Raw genomic sequence first — 16806 nt, forward strand, 5'->3', positions numbered from 1 at the left:
TGAGATACCTATTCTCCGCGAAGATTTTTTTGAATCTCTTTGCTAATTTGATCCAATGTTGGAAATGATTCTAGTTTTTCACTAAATTCTTTCAGTTGATCTTGTACAATACGCTTAATTTTATTTTCTAAAATTTCATCAATAGTTTCTCCGTAATCGGGAATGGGTTCACCAGATTTTTTAATAGGAATGGTCATATCACCTTTTCCAGTGATCAACCATAGCGGATTTAACTCTGGATACGTATCGATTATACGCTCCAAAACATCACTTCCGATAGAAGCCCCAGATTTTGATTGCTTACTTGTATAGCCATTGCCTACTTTTATGGAGATATCAAAGGCGCGCATACTCATATTTTTATATTGAATAAACTCAATGATTCTGTCGATTATTTTCATTTCATATAGATAAAATTCTATGAAAATTTAATATTTCATAGAAAATAGTTTTTAAAATTAGAAAACGTCACTTATACTGACAGTAAATCAGCACAAATAAGTGAAGTTATAAATATACAAATTTTTGTGTGAGATATCGCGTTTTTTCTGAAAAGACAGGAATTTTATATCCTGAATTCTCAATTTTGTCAGAAATTAGCTTTGGGAGATTTGAATAGTAGCGAGAAAAAAGGGGAGTTGTTTAAGAATTATCTTGTGTTTTGCGAATTTCTTCTCGAATTTCTTCCATGGTTGGAAACGTGTCTAGTTTGTCTAATAGCAGTTGAATTTGACGTTGCATAGCACGTTCTATTTTATGATCAATAATTTCATCAATAGAATTGTACTGCAAAGGTGACTCATCCGTACCATTTGTGTTTTTTTCATCCTTTGTGAGTTCAATAGTCATCTTTCCATCGCCCGTAAGTAACCAAAGTGGATTTAAATCAGGATACGTGCCGATTATTCTCTCAAGAACATCACTACCTACGGAAGCTTTTGATTTTGATTGCTTGCTCGTATAGCCATTTCCTACGTTTATTGACTGATCAAACGCGCGCATGCTTAAATTTTTGTGCTTGATAAAGACGAGTATTCTGTCGATTATTTTCATCATTTTATGAAATTAGTCTATATAAAATTTTCTTATATAGAAAATAGTTTGTAATATTATACTGTTAATTCTATAACGTGTGTCATAAATTCGACACAAGTATAGCAATTTACTAATTTTATTAAACTTATAGCATATAAATGATACGAAAACAACAACGTACTAAGCTCAAAGAAGTGTTAGGATATCATTACACACGTGGCGTCCTAAAAATTTTAAAGGAAAAAAGCATTACTAGCAGAAACGGCAAACCCTACGGTTCTTCTATGATTCGAAACGTGTTCAATGGTTTGAATGAAAATGAAGATATAGAAAATGCCATCATTGAACTATTTGTTCGAACGCAAGAAGAACTTAGAGCAAGAGAAGAAGCTCGGAATCGAATATTAGGTATATCGTAAGTTCTTTATGTCATATTTTACAACTGATAATGTGTTTAAACATCAAATCAACAAAAAAGAGTACATTTACAAGGATGAAAAATCAGAGATGATTTTTGTAAAATTACTTGTATATGGATATCGTTTTGTCAGTATTAATTGGAGGAATTGTAGCATATTTTTTGTATGATTATCTTGGGAAAAGACAATCAGAAAAACGCATTACTCATCAATCGCATCTGTTGCTAGATAAAATTAAGAGTGTTTGCAAGCTCACTACTGTAGAAGGTGATTTTAGTGAAATTTTTCATTATGAAGATAAGTCAGCACACTTTTTGCGAATGATTTCCAGTAAAAAAAGTGCCATCATTGTGATCAAAGCAAAAGCGAGCGTAGGATATGACTTGGCAAAGTTGCGTTTACAAGCAGATGAAAACAACAAAAAAATACGCATTGTTCATTTTCCACAACCTGAAATTTTAACGGTTGAAACTGATGTTACCTACTATGATATTAAAGATGGATTGCTCAATAAGTTTAAGGCAGACGATTTGACCAAACTAAATAGAGAATCCAAGCAACATATTATTGACAAAGTTCCAGAAAGTGGTCTGTTAGAAGCTGCTAAAAAAGAAGCATTAAATGCAATTTTAGTGATAGAAAACATTGTAGAAACCATTGGATGGGAATTGGATTATGGAGACATAACGTTGCCAGAAGATGACATTCGTTCTTTACAGGAACACACTAAAAACACCAAGGCATAAGTGTTTGGAATTCATGTTTTTGAATCGAAAAAGTGATTTCTCTAGTAGTTTTATAGGATAAAAAATACTGAAATTGGTAGTTTATCGAAATTTTATACTGATTTAAAGAAAAGCTAACCTACATTCATACAATCTTACTGTATATTTGCAATAACCTAAAATAACAATAAGATGTCACTAATTGATAGAGTCGTTTATTACCTAAATGATGTATTGGTGAGTTTGGATATTACACCAATCCAAAAGACGACAACGAAGCAAAAAAGCAAAACAAAAGAAATGACTGATCGTACTGATATCAGTGCATAGCTTTTTTATCATTCCTTAAATACCATTTGTTGCATAGATTTTTATATCTTGTTTGCAAATAGCGTGTATGAATATTGAACTACTTCGCGAATATTGTATCAACAAACCCGCAGTAACAGAAGAATTTCCTTTTGATCAAGATACGCTTGTGTTTAAAGTTTTGGGAAAAATGTTTGCCTTAACATCTTTAAAGAAATGGGAAGAAGGGTTGGCAGCAGTCAATCTAAAATGTGATCCTGAAAAAGCGGAAGAACTTCGCGGTGAATACGAAAGTATCAAGCCAGGATTTCACATGAGCAAAAAACATTGGAATACGATAGAATTATTTCAAGGGGAATTGCCTAATACATTTATACAAGAATTAATTGACGATTCATACCATTTAGTCATCAAAGGAATGACCAAAAAACAACAAGCCGAACTCACAAAATATCAATAAAAATAAAAACGATGTTAGAAATTCGTCCAAACTGTGAGCAATGCAATAAAGACTTATCATTTGATGCGCAAGATGCTGTTATATGTACGTTTGAATGTACGTACTGTGAAGCATGTGCTATGGGCGACTTAAAAAATGTATGTCCCAATTGTGGTGGAAACTTTACCAAACGTCCAATTCGCCCAAAACATCTGTTAACAAAGTATCCAGTAAGCACTAAAAGAGTCTACAATCCAACCGATATTAACGAACATTATAAGAAAATAGGAGAGACTAGATAGAAAATAGGCGAAAAATAGCCAAAAAAGCAAAACCATTAATCTGTTCAAAGAGACCATTAACCTGCTTAAAAAAACCTTTAATCGAAAGAACTGTGCGTTCTCGCATATAAAGTGGGAATTTACGTTTTAATTGCTGAAAAACTATAAGTTAACTAAATGATGGAAAATCTTTCATTTTTATTTATCGAAGATGACGAGATCGAAGTATTAAAGTTCAAAAAGTCCTTAAAAAAACTAGGATTCACGCACAAAATACTCGAAGCGAAAAATGGAGAGGAAGCCCTTGATGTCTTAAAAAAGAAACAAGAGTTGCCTAATGTCATTCTTTTGGATTTAAATATGCCTAAAATGAACGGTCTCGAATTTCTAAAAGAATTGAAACAAGATCCGCATTTACGTTACATTCCAGCCATCATCGTTACCACTTCAAACAATCACCAAGACATGCTTGAAAGCTATAATCTTGGTATTGCAGGATACATCATCAAACCATTGCGCTACGAAGATTATATCAAAAAAATTCAACGTGTTGTTGACTATTGGATGGTGAACGAAGTCATTGAGTTTTAAATACTTCCTTTCTTAAATTTTATACCAACGAAAGTTTCAAAAGTGCATTTCATCGGTTAATTGTGTTTATTGACCGAAAATTATTTTGAATTTACTATCTTCAAGCGCAAAATCCCTTGAAACTAGAATTGCGTTCAATGAAAGATAAGATTCAAGATCTGGAACTCGCCCTTCAGAACGAAAAAAGAGCACGCGAAAAAGCAGAAGAATTGCTCTTATATCGTACAAGCGAGTTGCTGGAAACGCGCGAAGCCTTAAAGTCGAAAACTCACGAGTATGATATGTTTTTCGACAACATCCTCGATGCCTTTATTGTCATCAATCCATCTACAGGAAATGTTACCAAAATGAATGATGCTGCGGTAAAATTATTTGGGTACGACATTAAAAAAGAAACCTTCAACCTCATCAATATAATTTACAAAGATGATTTTGCATACGCAATGAATTCTTTTGCACAACTCATTCAAGATGGAACGTTTCCAAACTACGAAGCTAGAGTCTACACAAAAGACAAACAGGTAAAATGGGTACAGGTAAATTCAAGTCTTTTATACAATGAAGAAGGACAAATTGTAGGCGCACAAGGAATTGTGAGAGATATTACAGAAGCCAAAGAAAATGCAGTTATTTTTGAAGAACAACGTGAGCAATTAGCAGCTATTGTAGACAACTCAACCTTAGGAATTGTATTGGCGCAAGACCGAAAAATAATCAAAACAAACAAGGCATTTCAAAAACTAATAAAACAAACAGAAAAAGAACTCTTAGGAGTGCCCTTAGATGCACTTTCGTTTGAAGATGCACACGAAGAATCCAAAAGTTTTTACGAGCAAATGGTGAATAAAGAAATTAATCATTACAGCTTAAAAGAACGTTACAAACGCAAAGATGGTTCGTCATTTCTATCCAAAACAAGCGTAACAGGTGTTCGTGACAGTGCGGGCAATATAAAATACCAACTGGCTTTTGTGGAAGATATCACGGCAAAACACAAAAGACGCTTAATGTTAGATACACTCAATAATCTAACACGTTCGTTTATTGGAAAATTGACAATTCATGATATTGCTTGGGAAATTGCCAATGTAACGGCGAGCGATTTAGAGTTTGAAGATTGTGTAGTATATTTTGTGAACAAGAAAGAAAATGTGTTGGAGCAAATTGCAGGATATGGCGCCAAAGTAGACGAAAATAAAGAAATTATAAATAAAATTTACATTCCGTTTGGAAAAGGAATTGTAGGTCACGTAGCGCAAACAGGAAAAGCAGCACTCATTCAAGACACATCTAAAGATGATCGTTATGTGGTAGATGACAAACGTCGTTACTCAGAAATATCGGTGCCCATTGTGGTAAATGGAGAAGTTGTTGGTGTGATTGATTCCGAACATTCGAGCAAAAACTTTTTTACAAGAGAACATTTGCGATTGCTCAAAAACGTTGCCAATTTGGTGTCCATTCAACTGACCAACGCGGTGAATTTGGAACGAAGAATTGCAGCGGAAAGTGAAAACAAAGAATTGCTTGAAAACCTACAACGAAGCAACAAAGAATTGCGCGATTTTGCACACATTGTATCACACGATTTAAAATCGCCTTTGCGAAGCATCAATGCGTTAATTTCATGGTTTCAAGAAGATTATGAACATGTATTGGATGAAGAAGCCAACGGAACTTTTGACAAGCTCAACAACAAATTAGAACAAATGGACGCGCTAATTGATGGAATTTTGCGCTATTCAAGTGTAAGCGATCGAAATGTATTGGCGGTTCAAGAAGTAAACATCAAAGAAGTATTAGAAGAAATTCAAACCATTCTGTACATTCCTGAACACATTCAATTCATATTTCCACACAATTTGCCAACCATTAATGCTGATAAAACCCGCATCAAACAATTATTTCAAAATCTAATAAGCAATGCTGTAAATTATATCGACAAACCAAACGGTAAAATTGAAGTGAAATTTACAGAGTTAAAAACATTCTGGAAATTTTCAATTGCCGACAATGGTGTTGGAATTTCAGAAGCGTATCACGATAAAGTCTTTAAAATCTTTCAAACGTTAGACAAAAAGGGGAAGTCTACGGGAATTGGTTTATCCATCGTGAAAAAAATTATAGAAATTTATAAAGGAACCATTACATTAGAATCGGAAGAAGGAAAAGGAACTACTTTTTACTTCAAACTAAAAAAATAACATGCAGTTAGACAGTCCCAATTTATCCTACATAAAAGAACTTGCCGATGGTGATGCTGAATTTGAAGCAAGCCTAATTGCGATCTTAAAAAAAGAGCTTCCCAAAGAAAAAGAAGCCTTTCTTGAAAGTATTCGTAAGCAGAACTATCAAAATTCCGCGGCACATGTGCATAAAATTAAACATAAAATTAGTATTTTGGGACTCGAAAAGAGCTATGATTTTGCAATTGCTTTTGAAGAAGACTTGAAAAATGACAATCCCGAGCAATATGACACATTTCTCAAGATTTTGCAAAACATGGAAGAATTTTTAACGACAATATAAGCCTACCTACTTATGAAATGTATAATTGTAGATGATGAAGCAGCTGCAAGAGCCATCACCAAGCAGCTCTGTAAAAAGATAGAAGAACTCACCATTGCAGAAGAGTTTGACAATGCTATTGACGCCATTAAGTATCTAAATAACAATACGGTTGACTTGATCTTTTTAGATATTCACATGCCTACATTTTCTGGATTTGATTTTATTCAAACCTTGAAAAATCCACCATTAGTCATTCTAACAACATCTGATGGAAATTTTGCTTTAAATGCTTTTGAATACGATTGTGTGGTTGATTATTTAGTGAAACCAATTACACATGAACGTTTTGCCAAAGCCGTAGCACGCATCAAAGAACGTGTTGTAGTAACACAGAAGTCAGAAGAACCCGTAGCAACTCCTGAGGAAAACACCACTATTGGAAATGATTTATATGTAAATATTGATCGCCGTTTGGTGAAAATTAATGTGCCAGATATTTGTTTGATTGAAGCAAAAGGTGATTACATTAAAATAAAAGCAGAAGACAAAAATTACGTAGTGCATTCTACGCTAAAAAAGATAGAAGAAAAACTGCCCGCGCACTTATTTCTAAAAGTGCATCGTTCCTATATTATCAACACAACCAAAATTGTCGATATTGAAGACAATAGTGTGTTAATAAAACAAGATGTCATTCCGGTAAGTAGAGCCAATCGCAAAGAACTCATGCAGCGTTTAAACCTACTTTAATTTCAGAACATTTGTTGAATCATTTAGAACATTTTCAAGACGTTTGCAACATTTTTACACGCTAAATTGTGTTATTTCATATAAATTTCTTACTTTTTAGTCGCTAAAGTAACCTACTTCGACTATGAAATGGAAAGGAAACAAAAAATTTAAAGAGTTCATCACTGAAGATGGCTATCATTTAAAGGCCGAATACTTTCAAGAAAGTAAATATTGGTGGATTGTTTACAAAAACGGCAAAGTGCTGTATCGTGCCACTAGCGATACTGAATATGCAAGTAGCTTGCAAACTGCACAAGCAAAAGCCCAACAACGCATGATTAGACACCTGAAAAGTAGTACGAGTTAAAATTGCTTTTTTTGTAAATTAAAAAATGCATCTGCCTGTAACTGCATCAACTCACGTGCTTTTTTGCGTTTGTGATGGTACATTTCATCTTCTTCCGCCAAATCAGCATAGACTTTCTTATTTAATGAAATGTCAGTTTGTAACAACACGTTTCGTTGATCTACTTTTTGCTGTACCCACGTTTTTACAGCATCTTCCACGTCTTGAAGCTTTAAGTCATACTCACCTTTTGAGGTAAATAATTTTGCAAAAATAGGCGCTGTTTCTATCGCTAAGAATAACAGAAAAATAAATAAGGAAGGTAGCCAAGGCAATTTATTCAAAGCATTCACACGTGCCATCAAACCATCAAAACCATCAATAATAGGTTGTGTGTTGGCTTCTGCCGTTTTTTGTTGTGTAATCAAATCTTTAATAGTAGCTTCTTTAACGGCTATCTTTTCAGTGTTCGTAGCGCGTAAGGCTTGTAATTCTTGTAGGGAAGCGTCGTGTTTTTCGCGTTTCTCTTTGTACACAGGCCCTTTTCCAATCAATTCTGTTCCTTTCCTGCCTTCAGCTTCGGCAATATAGGTTTCGTATAACTCGTTGACTTCGTTTTCTTTTGTGACAACTTCCGCTTTTAAATCAGCAATTTCTTGGGTAATTTGTGTAATTTCAGGAGTAAACTGTGCTGCAATTTGTGACTTATTCTCAAGTGTCAATTCGTTCTTTTGCTCCAACAGTACTTGATCAATTTCTTTTTCAAAAATCTTCAACTCCAACGGTTTCGAAATCACAATCGCAATAATAATCGCCAAAATAATTCGTGGCGTTGCTTGTAAAACTTCAGAAAATTTAGAATCTTTCTTCCGAAGTGTCGAAACAATAAAGCGATCCAAATTAAAAATAAGCAATCCCCAAATAAGTCCAAAACCAATAGCCGCATACACATTGTCAAAAACGGTATACAATGCATATCCACTAGCAATAAAAGCCATCAAAGCAGTGAAAAAAACGGTAGCGCCAATACCTGCGTATTTGGTTTGTTCGCCGCGACTACATTCGTGTATTAGGTCGCGATCTACGCCCGAACAGACGAGAAAAAATTGTTGTAACATATGATGATTTTTGATTGATGATGTCTATAAGAACGCAAAGTTCCTTGAAATGTTACAAAAAATCAGCGTTATTTGTTCAGCAGTGCTTTTAATTTTTCAAGTTCACTTGGTCGTGGCGCATTATTCGTAACAATAGTTCCGTCATCTATGATCAAATACTGCGGAATGCTTACATAACCATCTTGCAACGAATGCTTCTTTTCAAAATCGGCAAAAAACTCCTGACTCGCCAATAAATGCAAACCATTTAAGTCAAAATACTTAATGTCCTGTTTCCACTTTTTGCGCTGTGCTTCTCTATCGAGCGAAATGTATAATTTTTTATATCCTTTTTCTTTCAAGAAAGCATTCAAAGGTTCATTGTATTTAAATTCTGCTTTACAGGGTCCGCACCAAGTTGCCCAAACATCTACATAATATTTTTCGCCTTTCAAGTCGGGAAGCATTTCAGAAAGACTTGCAATCGTTTCATTTTCATAAAAGTGAACGTTTGCGGGCATTGTACCAGAAATTTTCACATGATATGCTTTGATCTTTTCAATATCTGCGGTTAAATATTTTGTGTAGACACTTTTGGGAAAATCTTTTTGAAATTGCTCATAAATACCAATCAAACTTTTCTCAAATTTATTTTGTTTGGTTTTATTGATGATAAAATTGGCCGCTGCTTTTTCTGCGATTTCAGCATCTTCATAATCGCTAATAAGCTTGTAATATAACGGATGTAATTTATCTTGTAGATAATATTGTTGGATGGAATCTTTGGAAATAGTTCCGCTCGCCATTTCATCATACATCGCTTTTTCTTGCAATATAATTTCCGCATACATGTTCCAACTAGCAGGTTTGTATTCTGTTTTTAGTGGATATTTTGCAGTAGTTTCCTCAAAAAGTGTCATTAACTCTTTGGGAATAAATTCTTGGCTATATTGTTTTGAGGAGATGACTTCAGCAGTTCGTTGTGCATAGAAATACTCAATTTCTTTTTGAAGAATTTTAGCAAAATCTGCATCAATTTTTTTAGCTTCTTGCAATGCTTGAAGCGAATCTAATTCTGTCTTTTTAAGTACATTTATTTTTGTTGTAATTTGAACGGAAGTACTATCATTTCGATATTTATTAGCTTCAGTGACTGTAAAATACGTTCGTTTCAAATCGTTTAAAAACTGTTGTCCTGCTTTTGTTTCTCCTGTAAATATTGGCGTTTTTCCTGTAGCATTAATTTTGATAGTTTTTTCAGGTACCAAAATTGATTTCAACCGTTCCTTACCAATAATCACCGTCACAAACTCTGGCTGCTCAATGTGTTTCTCAAACACAAATTCGTTCGCTTCATTTGCATAAATCGTATCAGCTCTGTTATTCCACAAGATAATGTCATCAATCGGACTTCTTACAATCATAAATTCTGTATCCATAGCGGAAACGTTGATTTTTGCAGGTTGTATTTCTTTCTCGCAAGAAATGATCATACATATCAAACAGACGCACAAGAGTTTTTTCATAATAGTGGAATCGGTTTTAATTGTTGGTTTTTTAAAGATATGTAAAATAAAAAAGTTCTCATGAATATCTTTTACGTAAGATGCACATAAGAACCTTTTTTGTTACTGTTCTTTTTTTGGTGATTTCTCTGGGAATTTAGCAACTACTTTTTTAGGTATATTTTCAACCTTAACTACCTGTTTTGGTTTTTGTTGTTTAGGCACTTTAATCTCTTTTATTTCAGCTTTTTTCTTCGTTGGCGGTGGAGGTGGAGGCGGAATTGGCTTTCCATTTTCATCTACCAATCTACTTTCTTCATCAAAAATATAAGTTTGTCCATTTTTCACTACGGAATAGTACTTTTTTCCCTTCATCATTTTGGTTTCTACTTTTTGCCCTTTTATAATTTTATGCATAAAGCTAACGGCATTGGTATCTGGTGTTGACGGTTTAGGAGCTTTTGGTACTTTAACTTCCTTAATTTGTGTTTTTTTTGGAGCCGGTGGAGCGGGTGGAGCCGGTGGAACTGGTGGCGGTGGCGGCAAACGGATTTCTTCTGTTGTAGTGGAATTTCGCGTGGTAATATCGTAAATATTGTGGTCTTTTAGAAGGGCAATCGTCTTTAAAACAAATGCTTTGGAAACCGTTGGATCATAGACAATAGAAGCCGTTCTGAACTTTTTGTGTTTGATCTTTGCAAGTTCAGATTTCAATATTTTATCTAGTTTTGGCAAAGTGGGCACAACATAATTATCGTTTACCAAAAACTTTTTATTTTTATTGATCAATATTTTGATGTCTTTTTGTTGTTGTTTTTGAGGTGAATTTTGTAATGGTAATTCAACTTCGTTCGGACCATTTTTTTCATTTACAAAATGTACAGGCATTTGGTTGGTCTTTGCAAGTTCGTGGCGAGCCGACGGTTTTTGCGTAGTACCTACTTTTTTTCCTGCACGCACTATATTTTTATCTTCCTTAAAATGTAAAACGGCATTTTTACTCAATGGCGCTCCATAATTACTTTTCATGGCTTTAAAACCTTCTGCGGTGTACAATTGCGTTTGATGCGTTTGCGGAAAGCGCTTACTACGCGCATTTCTGTATACAAAACTTTGTGTGTAATGTACAATTTTGTGATTGGAAATTTGACCATTATCAATCACTTTTCCATCGAGCCAAACGGCAAATTTAGTGTGGTCTTTCCATGCGTTTAATTGTTGTGAAGTTGGTGTATTCGCAACAGGTTTGGATGGTGGTGGAATTAATCGAGCTTTCTCTTCGAGGGTTAATTCTGCGTAATTTTTTGTTGTTTTTGTGCCTTTTGCATCTTCAAAAACAAAGGTTGCATTTTTATAATAATCGGATTTAGAATCTTGTTCATTGGTCATCTTTTTAGCTGTTGTGGCTACATTTTTGACCGTTGTTTTTTGCGCAATTACTTTTGTGCTGAACAAAAATAATGCGGCGGTTAAAATCGGAATCGTGAGCGAAGCCATCAGCCAAGCGCGTCCATGAGTTGTATGTTTTGTCATCATTTGTAATCTCTTTTTAGTTACAGAAAAATTCAAATTGCTTGCCAAATGCAAATTGTGGTTTCCGTGCGCATTTGCTAACAAAAGTTGCTGATACGTAGGAACCTGAATATTGGATTGTAATACAGCTTCATCTGCTAAAAATTCGTGATTGAGCTGTATTGCTTTTTTATAATACATTAGTACTGGATTGAACCAGAAAACAACTTGAATCAATTCAATTAAAATAATATCTAGCGTATGTTTTTGTTTCACATGCGCCAGTTCGTGTGTGTACAATTCGTCTGCGATACTTTTGGTATCGTACGCTTCTTTTTTGAGAAATATATAATGTAAAAATGTGTGTGGTAACACATCTTCTTTGAGTAAAACCAGTGATGCTAACTTGTAGCGAACTTTTACACTGGTAATAATCTTGTGAAAAATTCTATATATATTTTGAATGAAGCGAAAGAAGAACAATAGATAACCGATAGCATATACTCCAAATATCACGAATATCCAAGTTGAAATTCCCGTAGTTGCTTGAATGTTTTCAGAAGCAGTATCAAGTGCAGCGGCATCCATATTTTCAAAATCTATGGCTGTTGCACTTTCTGTAAATGGAATTTCTACAGTGGTTTCTATCGTAATGAACGGAACTACAAAAGCAAATAACAACCCAAAAAGCAGGTAAAACCTATTGAATACATACATACGTTCGCGCTCTAATAATATTTTATATACTATAAATACGAGCACTAAACATAATCCTGATTTGATGATATACGCAATCATTTTTTGCTGTCTTTAATTTGTTGATCGATAATCTTACGTAGCTCTTTTAATTCATCTTCTGATAGATTTGTTTCTTGGGTAAAGAAAGAAGCAAATTGCGAGGCAGAATCGTTAAAAAAGTTCTTAATCAAGCCATTGAGATGTTTGGAAAAATAATCTGCTTTTTTGATTAATGGATAATATTCTCTTGATTTCCCAAACGTTTTATAAGCAACATAGCCTTTATCAGTCATGCGTTTCAATAGCGTTGCAATGGTCGTTGTTGCAGGTTTTGGATCGTGATATTGTTCCAAAATATCTTTCATGAAGGCTTTTTCAAGCTTCCATAAATGCTGCATCAATTGTTCTTCTGTTTTTGATAGTTTCACAGTTCAGAATTTTAAGTATTGTTTGATGGTTTGTAAAATGAACGTTTTTATTTCGGTCGACAACAATATAAAAACAGACACTTTACACCAATCAGTGTAATATTACTCTACAAATGTAGAATATAAATTTTAATTCTACAAACGTAGAGGTGAAATAATTTGTTTTGTTGTTGGGTAATGCTCTAATTTATATTTGAAGACTAAACCTCAAAATGATAGTTCTACTTTCGTTGGAAGTTCCGCGTTAAGGATTGAGGCGGTATCCTTTTTTTATTTGTTACGCCATTGCAAGGAGTTCATGAGGAAGTAATCTGCTACTTTAGAAACAGAGTATGACAACAAATTTCAAAACTGATCTTTTAATGATGATTCTCTAAAAAAAGATATAGCCGAAAGCCTGACCGCAACCGCACATTGAGGAACTCGAAATGTGCGGTTGGGGAAACGCCCATAAAAAAATCCGCACGAAGCGGATTTTGAAGTTGATCTATTTTATTTAGAAAGTTCTGTAAAGTATTTGTAAAACAGCGGAATGGTTTCAATTCCTTTGAGGTAATTGAAGATTCCAAAATGCTCATTAGGCGAGTGAATGGCGTCACTATCCAATCCGAATCCCATGAGAATGGTTTTGCTTTTCAATTCTTTTTCAAACAGTGCTACAATTGGAATACTTCCTCCAGAACGTTGCGGAATTGGTGTTTTGCCAAACGTATCTTCGTAGGCTTTGCTGGCAGCTTTGTAACCAATATTATCAATTGGTGTTACATACCCTTGTCCACCATGATGTGGCGTTACTTTTACGGTGACACCTTTTGGTGCGATACTTTCAAAATGTGTTTTGAACAATTCCGTGATTTCTTTCCACTCTTGATTTGGTACCAAGCGCATCGAAATTTTAGCGTACGCTTTACTCGCAATTACGGTTTTTGCGCCTTCTCCTGTATATCCGCCCCAAATTCCGTTCACGTCAAGTGTTGGACGAATGGAATTGCGTTCGTTGGTGGTATATCCTTTTTCACCATATACGGCGTCAATATCTAATGCATTTTTATACGCTTCTAAAGAAAATGGTGCTTTTGCCATTTCTGCGCGTTCTGCTGCTGACAAATCTTCCACTTTGTCGTAAAAACCTGGAATGGTAATATGATTGTTTTCATCATGCAATGAAGCAATCATTTTTGCTAAAATATTGATCGGATTTGCCACAGCGCCACCATACAACCCTGAATGTAAATCGCGATTTGGTCCTGTAACTTCTACTTCCACATAGCTCAATCCGCGCAAACCTGTGGTGATAGAAGGTTGCGTATTACTGATCATTCCGGTATCGGAAATTAGAATGACATCATTGGCAAGTTTTTCTTGATTACGCTCTACAAACCAAGATAGGCTTTCGGAGCCAACTTCTTCTTCACCTTCAATCATAAATTTGACGTTGCAAGGCAATTGATCGGTTTCGGTCATCAATTCCATTGCTTTTACATGCATGTACATTTGTCCTTTGTCATCACAGGCGCCACGCGCATAAATGGCACCTTGTGAGTGCAACTCTGTTTTCTTGATAATGGGCTCAAACGGACCGCTTTCCCAAAGGTCTAATGGATCTGGTGGTTGTACGTCATAGTGTCCATAGACCAACACCGTTGGCAAGTCGTCTGAAATATGTTTGTGTCCGTAGACAATAGGATATCCTGGAGTTTCGCAGATTTCTACGTGATCGCAGCCAGCTTTCTCCAAACTTGCTTTAATAGCAGTTGCCGTATCAATCACATCTTGTGTATAAGCTGGATCTGCGCTAATTGAGGGAATTTTTAAAAGTTCGATGAGTTCATCTATGAAACGATTCTTGTGCGTTTCAACATACGTTTTTATTGTATCCATGAAATTTATTGAATTTTTGTAGATACTCAAAAGTACTAAAAAAGCAGGAAAAAATACGTTTCAGTTGCTTTGAATATTAAAAATCTTCTTTATATTTGCAGCCACATTTGCGGGTGTGGTGAAATTGGTAGACACGCTAGACTTAGGATCTAGTGCCTCACGGTGTGAAGGTTCGAGTCCTTTCACCCGCACAACAAACGAAAGCCGAAGTTGAAAGACTTTGGCTTTTTTGTTGGGTACAACATTCATATAACGGTACCTAATTTTTTTGAAATAAAGCATCATAGGTAAATTATACCAACTTCTTTCGATGTTATAAACATCACTCAGCATCATTTTTGAAAGTAATTTCTAAATGACCTTCGCGTGCGACTATAATTATTTAACGTTTTTTCAATTACTTAAAACAGCTTTTTTTTACGGTTTTACCATAATTTTGTTTAATCTTTTGCGATTATCTTTAAACAAAAATTTAAAAAATGAAAATTATGAGAAAATTTACATTACTTTTTGTATTACTTTGTACTGCAATTTCTTTTGCTCAAACACCTATTGAATTACCTGACGATTTGGTTGATCCAATTGATCCTATACCGATTTCTATTCCTCAGAATCAATCTTTTAAAAGTGTAAAAAGCGTAATTGATAGTCCAATACCTCAACAATTTAGTGGAGGAGAAATCTTTAGATTTAGACCTGGTTTGGTAACTCAGTTAGATTCAGGAAATAGTTTTGGTTTTACCAGCAGTCGATGGTTTTCTATTGGAAGATTAAACACAGGTAGTCAAAATGTATACGGTTTGCGTTTTCAATTGCCAAACAGAGCTTTAACCATGGGATATCAAGATATTAATGATACCAATCCAAGACTTCAATGGATAGGAGCTGGTTCTTCTGCTGGAACCGACTTTGAATTTAGAGTAGCCAGTAGTTTTACTTCTACAACTTCTAAGTTGGTAGCAACCATGACGAATGATGGTAGTACCTTTTTTGGAACTCCATTAAGTACTACAGAAGCTAAAGTGGGTATTGATTATAGTGATATTTCAGGTTCTACGCGTACAGGTTTATTTTTGCAAAACACATCTGGTTCAGGGAGTTATCATACAGCAATCAAATCAGTCAATAACAAAGCTGTGTATGTAAAAACAGGTATGGATATTCAAAGTAGCGGAAACTCATACGGTAATACAGGAATCAATGTAAGACTTAGCGAAGCATTTTACAATACGGGAATATCTACATCTGTAACAGGTAGCAACAATGGAAGCACGTATGGTGTTCGTGGGTTTATTTATGGTCCTAGTGGTGTGACTCCTACTGGATTTGGAGCGGCTATTTATGGAAGTTCAGCAACAACTAGTAATAGATTTGCAGGATACTTTAATGGGAATGTCTTTGTGACGGGAACGTTTACAGCTTCAGACAAAAAGTTAAAAGATAATATAAAAGAAGAAGTAAATGTATTGGATAAATTAGAACAATTAGATGCGGTAACGTATACATTTAAGCCAAACGATCAATTGAATTTGCCAGAAGGATTGCAACACGGATTTTTAGCGCAAGACATAGAAAAAGTTTTTCCTGAATTGATCTCAACCATCAATAAGCCTATTTTTGATGAGGAAAATAAACAAACAGGTTCTTACGAATACAAAGCTGTGAATTATGTGGGAATGATTTCTATTTTAACATCAAGTTTGAAAGAGTTGAAAGAAGAATCTGCAATAAAAATAAAGCAGTTGGAGGAAGAATCAGCGGCAAACATGCAAGATTTGAATGAAAAAGTAGCATTGCTCGAAAGTCAAATACAAGCCTTAACAGGAAACGATGCTGTTGGAGAAACAAAATTAGACACTCAAGAAGAAATTAGTGGTTCAGGATTTTCGATGGAGCAAAACAAACCGAATCCATTTACAAACCAAACCGTGATTAACTACACGTTGCCTAGCAATACGAAAGCAACAATTTCTGTGGTTGATTTGTCTGGTAAATTTATCAAAGATTATAATTTATCCAGTGAAAAAGGACAATTGACTATTAATTCGAGCGAAATTGGAAAAGGCATCTTTGTATATGCGTTAATTTCGGATAACGAAGTTATGATTACTAAAAAGATGATTATACGATAAATAGTTTCAATAGTTTAAAAAATCTACAAATCATTATAAATAGAAAAGCTAAGATTTTAACATCTTGGCTTTTTTTGTGCAACAAACTCTCCAAATTTTCTTTGCGATTTCTTCAATGTTTTCGC

Annotated in this window: 18 protein-coding genes and 1 tRNA gene; 12 read left to right on the forward strand and 7 right to left on the reverse strand. The window is 34.6% G+C overall.

Annotation, left to right across the window (positions count from 1 at the left end; genetic code table 11):
- Positions 1-8: 8 nt before the first annotated feature.
- Positions 9-401 carry a hypothetical protein gene (locus tag KORDIASMS9_RS09145; protein ID WP_240321162.1) on the reverse strand — a complete coding sequence of 131 codons (393 nt, stop codon included), beginning with the start codon at positions 399-401 and terminating at the stop codon, positions 9-11.
- A gap of 241 nt (positions 402-642) precedes the next feature.
- Positions 643-1056 (reverse strand): hypothetical protein, encoded by a 414-nt coding sequence (locus KORDIASMS9_RS09150; protein WP_240321163.1) that lies wholly within the window; start codon positions 1054-1056, stop codon positions 643-645.
- Between the two features lie 137 nt (positions 1057-1193).
- Between KORDIASMS9_RS09150 and KORDIASMS9_RS09155 the strand changes: the two genes are divergently transcribed.
- The 10 genes from KORDIASMS9_RS09155 to KORDIASMS9_RS09195 all read left to right on the forward strand — a co-directional run bounded on the left by KORDIASMS9_RS09155 (position 1194) and on the right by KORDIASMS9_RS09195 (position 7409).
- Positions 1194-1454 carry a hypothetical protein gene (locus KORDIASMS9_RS09155; protein WP_114902557.1) on the forward strand — a complete coding sequence of 87 codons (261 nt, stop codon included), beginning with the start codon at positions 1194-1196 and terminating at the stop codon, positions 1452-1454.
- A gap of 113 nt (positions 1455-1567) precedes the next feature.
- On the forward strand, positions 1568-2200 hold the full coding sequence (locus tag KORDIASMS9_RS09160; RefSeq protein ID WP_114902558.1) for a DUF4230 domain-containing protein: 633 nt from the start codon (positions 1568-1570) through the stop codon (positions 2198-2200).
- 171 nt (positions 2201-2371) lie between these two features.
- Complete coding sequence (locus tag KORDIASMS9_RS23165) at positions 2372-2509, forward strand: hypothetical protein (RefSeq protein WP_162819850.1); 138 nt, start codon at positions 2372-2374, stop codon at positions 2507-2509.
- A gap of 67 nt (positions 2510-2576) precedes the next feature.
- Positions 2577-2948 carry an MmcQ/YjbR family DNA-binding protein gene (locus KORDIASMS9_RS09165; protein ID WP_114902559.1) on the forward strand — a complete coding sequence of 124 codons (372 nt, stop codon included), beginning with the start codon at positions 2577-2579 and terminating at the stop codon, positions 2946-2948.
- An 11-nt stretch (positions 2949-2959) separates the two neighbouring features.
- Positions 2960-3229 carry a DUF1272 domain-containing protein gene (locus KORDIASMS9_RS09170; RefSeq protein WP_114902560.1) on the forward strand — a complete coding sequence of 90 codons (270 nt, stop codon included), beginning with the start codon at positions 2960-2962 and terminating at the stop codon, positions 3227-3229.
- Between the two features lie 156 nt (positions 3230-3385).
- On the forward strand, positions 3386-3799 hold the full coding sequence (locus KORDIASMS9_RS09175) for a response regulator (RefSeq protein ID WP_371412760.1): 414 nt from the start codon (positions 3386-3388) through the stop codon (positions 3797-3799).
- Between the two features lie 137 nt (positions 3800-3936).
- Complete coding sequence (locus tag KORDIASMS9_RS09180) at positions 3937-6003, forward strand: PAS domain S-box protein (protein WP_114902562.1); 2067 nt, start codon at positions 3937-3939, stop codon at positions 6001-6003.
- A gap of 1 nt (position 6004) precedes the next feature.
- Positions 6005-6328, forward strand: a complete 324-nt coding sequence (locus KORDIASMS9_RS09185; RefSeq protein WP_114902563.1) for an Hpt domain-containing protein — start codon at positions 6005-6007, stop codon at positions 6326-6328.
- A gap of 12 nt (positions 6329-6340) precedes the next feature.
- The gene (locus tag KORDIASMS9_RS09190; RefSeq protein WP_114902564.1) at positions 6341-7060 is read left to right on the forward strand and encodes a LytTR family DNA-binding domain-containing protein; all 720 of its coding nucleotides are present in this window, start codon (positions 6341-6343) and stop codon (positions 7058-7060) included.
- 124 nt (positions 7061-7184) lie between these two features.
- Complete coding sequence (locus tag KORDIASMS9_RS09195; protein ID WP_114902565.1) at positions 7185-7409, forward strand: hypothetical protein; 225 nt, start codon at positions 7185-7187, stop codon at positions 7407-7409.
- Here KORDIASMS9_RS09195 and KORDIASMS9_RS09200 read toward each other — a convergent pair.
- From KORDIASMS9_RS09200 to KORDIASMS9_RS09220, 5 genes are all read right to left on the reverse strand, one after another.
- Positions 7406-8506 carry a DUF4407 domain-containing protein gene (locus KORDIASMS9_RS09200; RefSeq protein WP_114902566.1) on the reverse strand — a complete coding sequence of 367 codons (1101 nt, stop codon included), beginning with the start codon at positions 8504-8506 and terminating at the stop codon, positions 7406-7408. The genes KORDIASMS9_RS09195 and KORDIASMS9_RS09200 overlap by 4 nt on opposite strands.
- Before the next feature lie 68 nt (positions 8507-8574).
- Entirely contained in the window at positions 8575-10011 is a 1437-nt protein-coding gene (locus tag KORDIASMS9_RS09205) for a TlpA disulfide reductase family protein (RefSeq protein ID WP_114902567.1), read from the reverse strand.
- Positions 10012-10113: 102 nt separating this feature from the next.
- On the reverse strand, positions 10114-12300 hold the full coding sequence (locus KORDIASMS9_RS09210; protein WP_114902568.1) for a M56 family metallopeptidase: 2187 nt from the start codon (positions 12298-12300) through the stop codon (positions 10114-10116).
- Positions 12297-12668: a BlaI/MecI/CopY family transcriptional regulator gene (locus KORDIASMS9_RS09215; protein WP_114902569.1), complete on the reverse strand. Its 372-nt coding sequence runs from the start codon at positions 12666-12668 to the stop codon at positions 12297-12299. Before KORDIASMS9_RS09215 ends, KORDIASMS9_RS09210 begins: the two co-directional genes overlap by 4 nt.
- 492 nt (positions 12669-13160) lie before the next feature.
- Positions 13161-14549 carry a dipeptidase gene (locus KORDIASMS9_RS09220; RefSeq protein ID WP_114902570.1) on the reverse strand — a complete coding sequence of 463 codons (1389 nt, stop codon included), beginning with the start codon at positions 14547-14549 and terminating at the stop codon, positions 13161-13163.
- A 109-nt stretch (positions 14550-14658) separates the two neighbouring features.
- Between KORDIASMS9_RS09220 and KORDIASMS9_RS09225 the strand changes: the two genes are divergently transcribed.
- Positions 14659-14740 (forward strand) — tRNA-Leu (locus tag KORDIASMS9_RS09225).
- Between the two features lie 297 nt (positions 14741-15037).
- Positions 15038-16681 carry a tail fiber domain-containing protein gene (locus KORDIASMS9_RS09230; RefSeq protein WP_162819851.1) on the forward strand — a complete coding sequence of 548 codons (1644 nt, stop codon included), beginning with the start codon at positions 15038-15040 and terminating at the stop codon, positions 16679-16681.
- Positions 16682-16806 lie beyond the last annotated feature (125 nt).

This window comes from Kordia sp. SMS9, from assembly GCF_003352465.1.
Classification (GTDB): domain Bacteria; phylum Bacteroidota; class Bacteroidia; order Flavobacteriales; family Flavobacteriaceae; genus Kordia.

Bases quoted from the DNA above. Each gene is read 5' to 3' on its own strand.
- KORDIASMS9_RS09220 (WP_114902570.1), bottom strand. From the start codon at position 14,549: ATGGATACAATAAAAACGTATGTTGAAACGCACAAGAATCGTTTCATA.
- KORDIASMS9_RS09195 (WP_114902565.1), top strand. From the start codon at position 7,185: ATGAAATGGAAAGGAAACAAAAAATTTAAAGAGTTCATCACTGAAGAT.
- KORDIASMS9_RS09155 (WP_114902557.1), top strand. From the start codon at position 1,194: ATGATACGAAAACAACAACGTACTAAGCTCAAAGAAGTGTTAGGATAT.
- KORDIASMS9_RS09175 (WP_371412760.1), top strand. From the start codon at position 3,386: ATGATGGAAAATCTTTCATTTTTATTTATCGAAGATGACGAGATCGAA.
- KORDIASMS9_RS09180 (WP_114902562.1), top strand. From the start codon at position 3,937: ATGAAAGATAAGATTCAAGATCTGGAACTCGCCCTTCAGAACGAAAAA.
- KORDIASMS9_RS09170 (WP_114902560.1), top strand. From the start codon at position 2,960: ATGTTAGAAATTCGTCCAAACTGTGAGCAATGCAATAAAGACTTATCA.
- KORDIASMS9_RS09165 (WP_114902559.1), top strand. From the start codon at position 2,577: ATGAATATTGAACTACTTCGCGAATATTGTATCAACAAACCCGCAGTA.
- KORDIASMS9_RS09210 (WP_114902568.1), bottom strand. From the start codon at position 12,300: ATGATTGCGTATATCATCAAATCAGGATTATGTTTAGTGCTCGTATTT.
- KORDIASMS9_RS23165 (WP_162819850.1), top strand. From the start codon at position 2,372: ATGTCACTAATTGATAGAGTCGTTTATTACCTAAATGATGTATTGGTG.
- KORDIASMS9_RS09200 (WP_114902566.1), bottom strand. From the start codon at position 8,506: ATGTTACAACAATTTTTTCTCGTCTGTTCGGGCGTAGATCGCGACCTA.
- KORDIASMS9_RS09185 (WP_114902563.1), top strand. From the start codon at position 6,005: ATGCAGTTAGACAGTCCCAATTTATCCTACATAAAAGAACTTGCCGAT.
- KORDIASMS9_RS09160 (WP_114902558.1), top strand. From the start codon at position 1,568: ATGGATATCGTTTTGTCAGTATTAATTGGAGGAATTGTAGCATATTTT.
- KORDIASMS9_RS09150 (WP_240321163.1), bottom strand. From the start codon at position 1,056: ATGATGAAAATAATCGACAGAATACTCGTCTTTATCAAGCACAAAAAT.
- KORDIASMS9_RS09190 (WP_114902564.1), top strand. From the start codon at position 6,341: ATGAAATGTATAATTGTAGATGATGAAGCAGCTGCAAGAGCCATCACC.
- KORDIASMS9_RS09205 (WP_114902567.1), bottom strand. From the start codon at position 10,011: ATGAAAAAACTCTTGTGCGTCTGTTTGATATGTATGATCATTTCTTGC.
- KORDIASMS9_RS09230 (WP_162819851.1), top strand. From the start codon at position 15,038: ATGAGAAAATTTACATTACTTTTTGTATTACTTTGTACTGCAATTTCT.
- KORDIASMS9_RS09145 (WP_240321162.1), bottom strand. From the start codon at position 401: ATGAAAATAATCGACAGAATCATTGAGTTTATTCAATATAAAAATATG.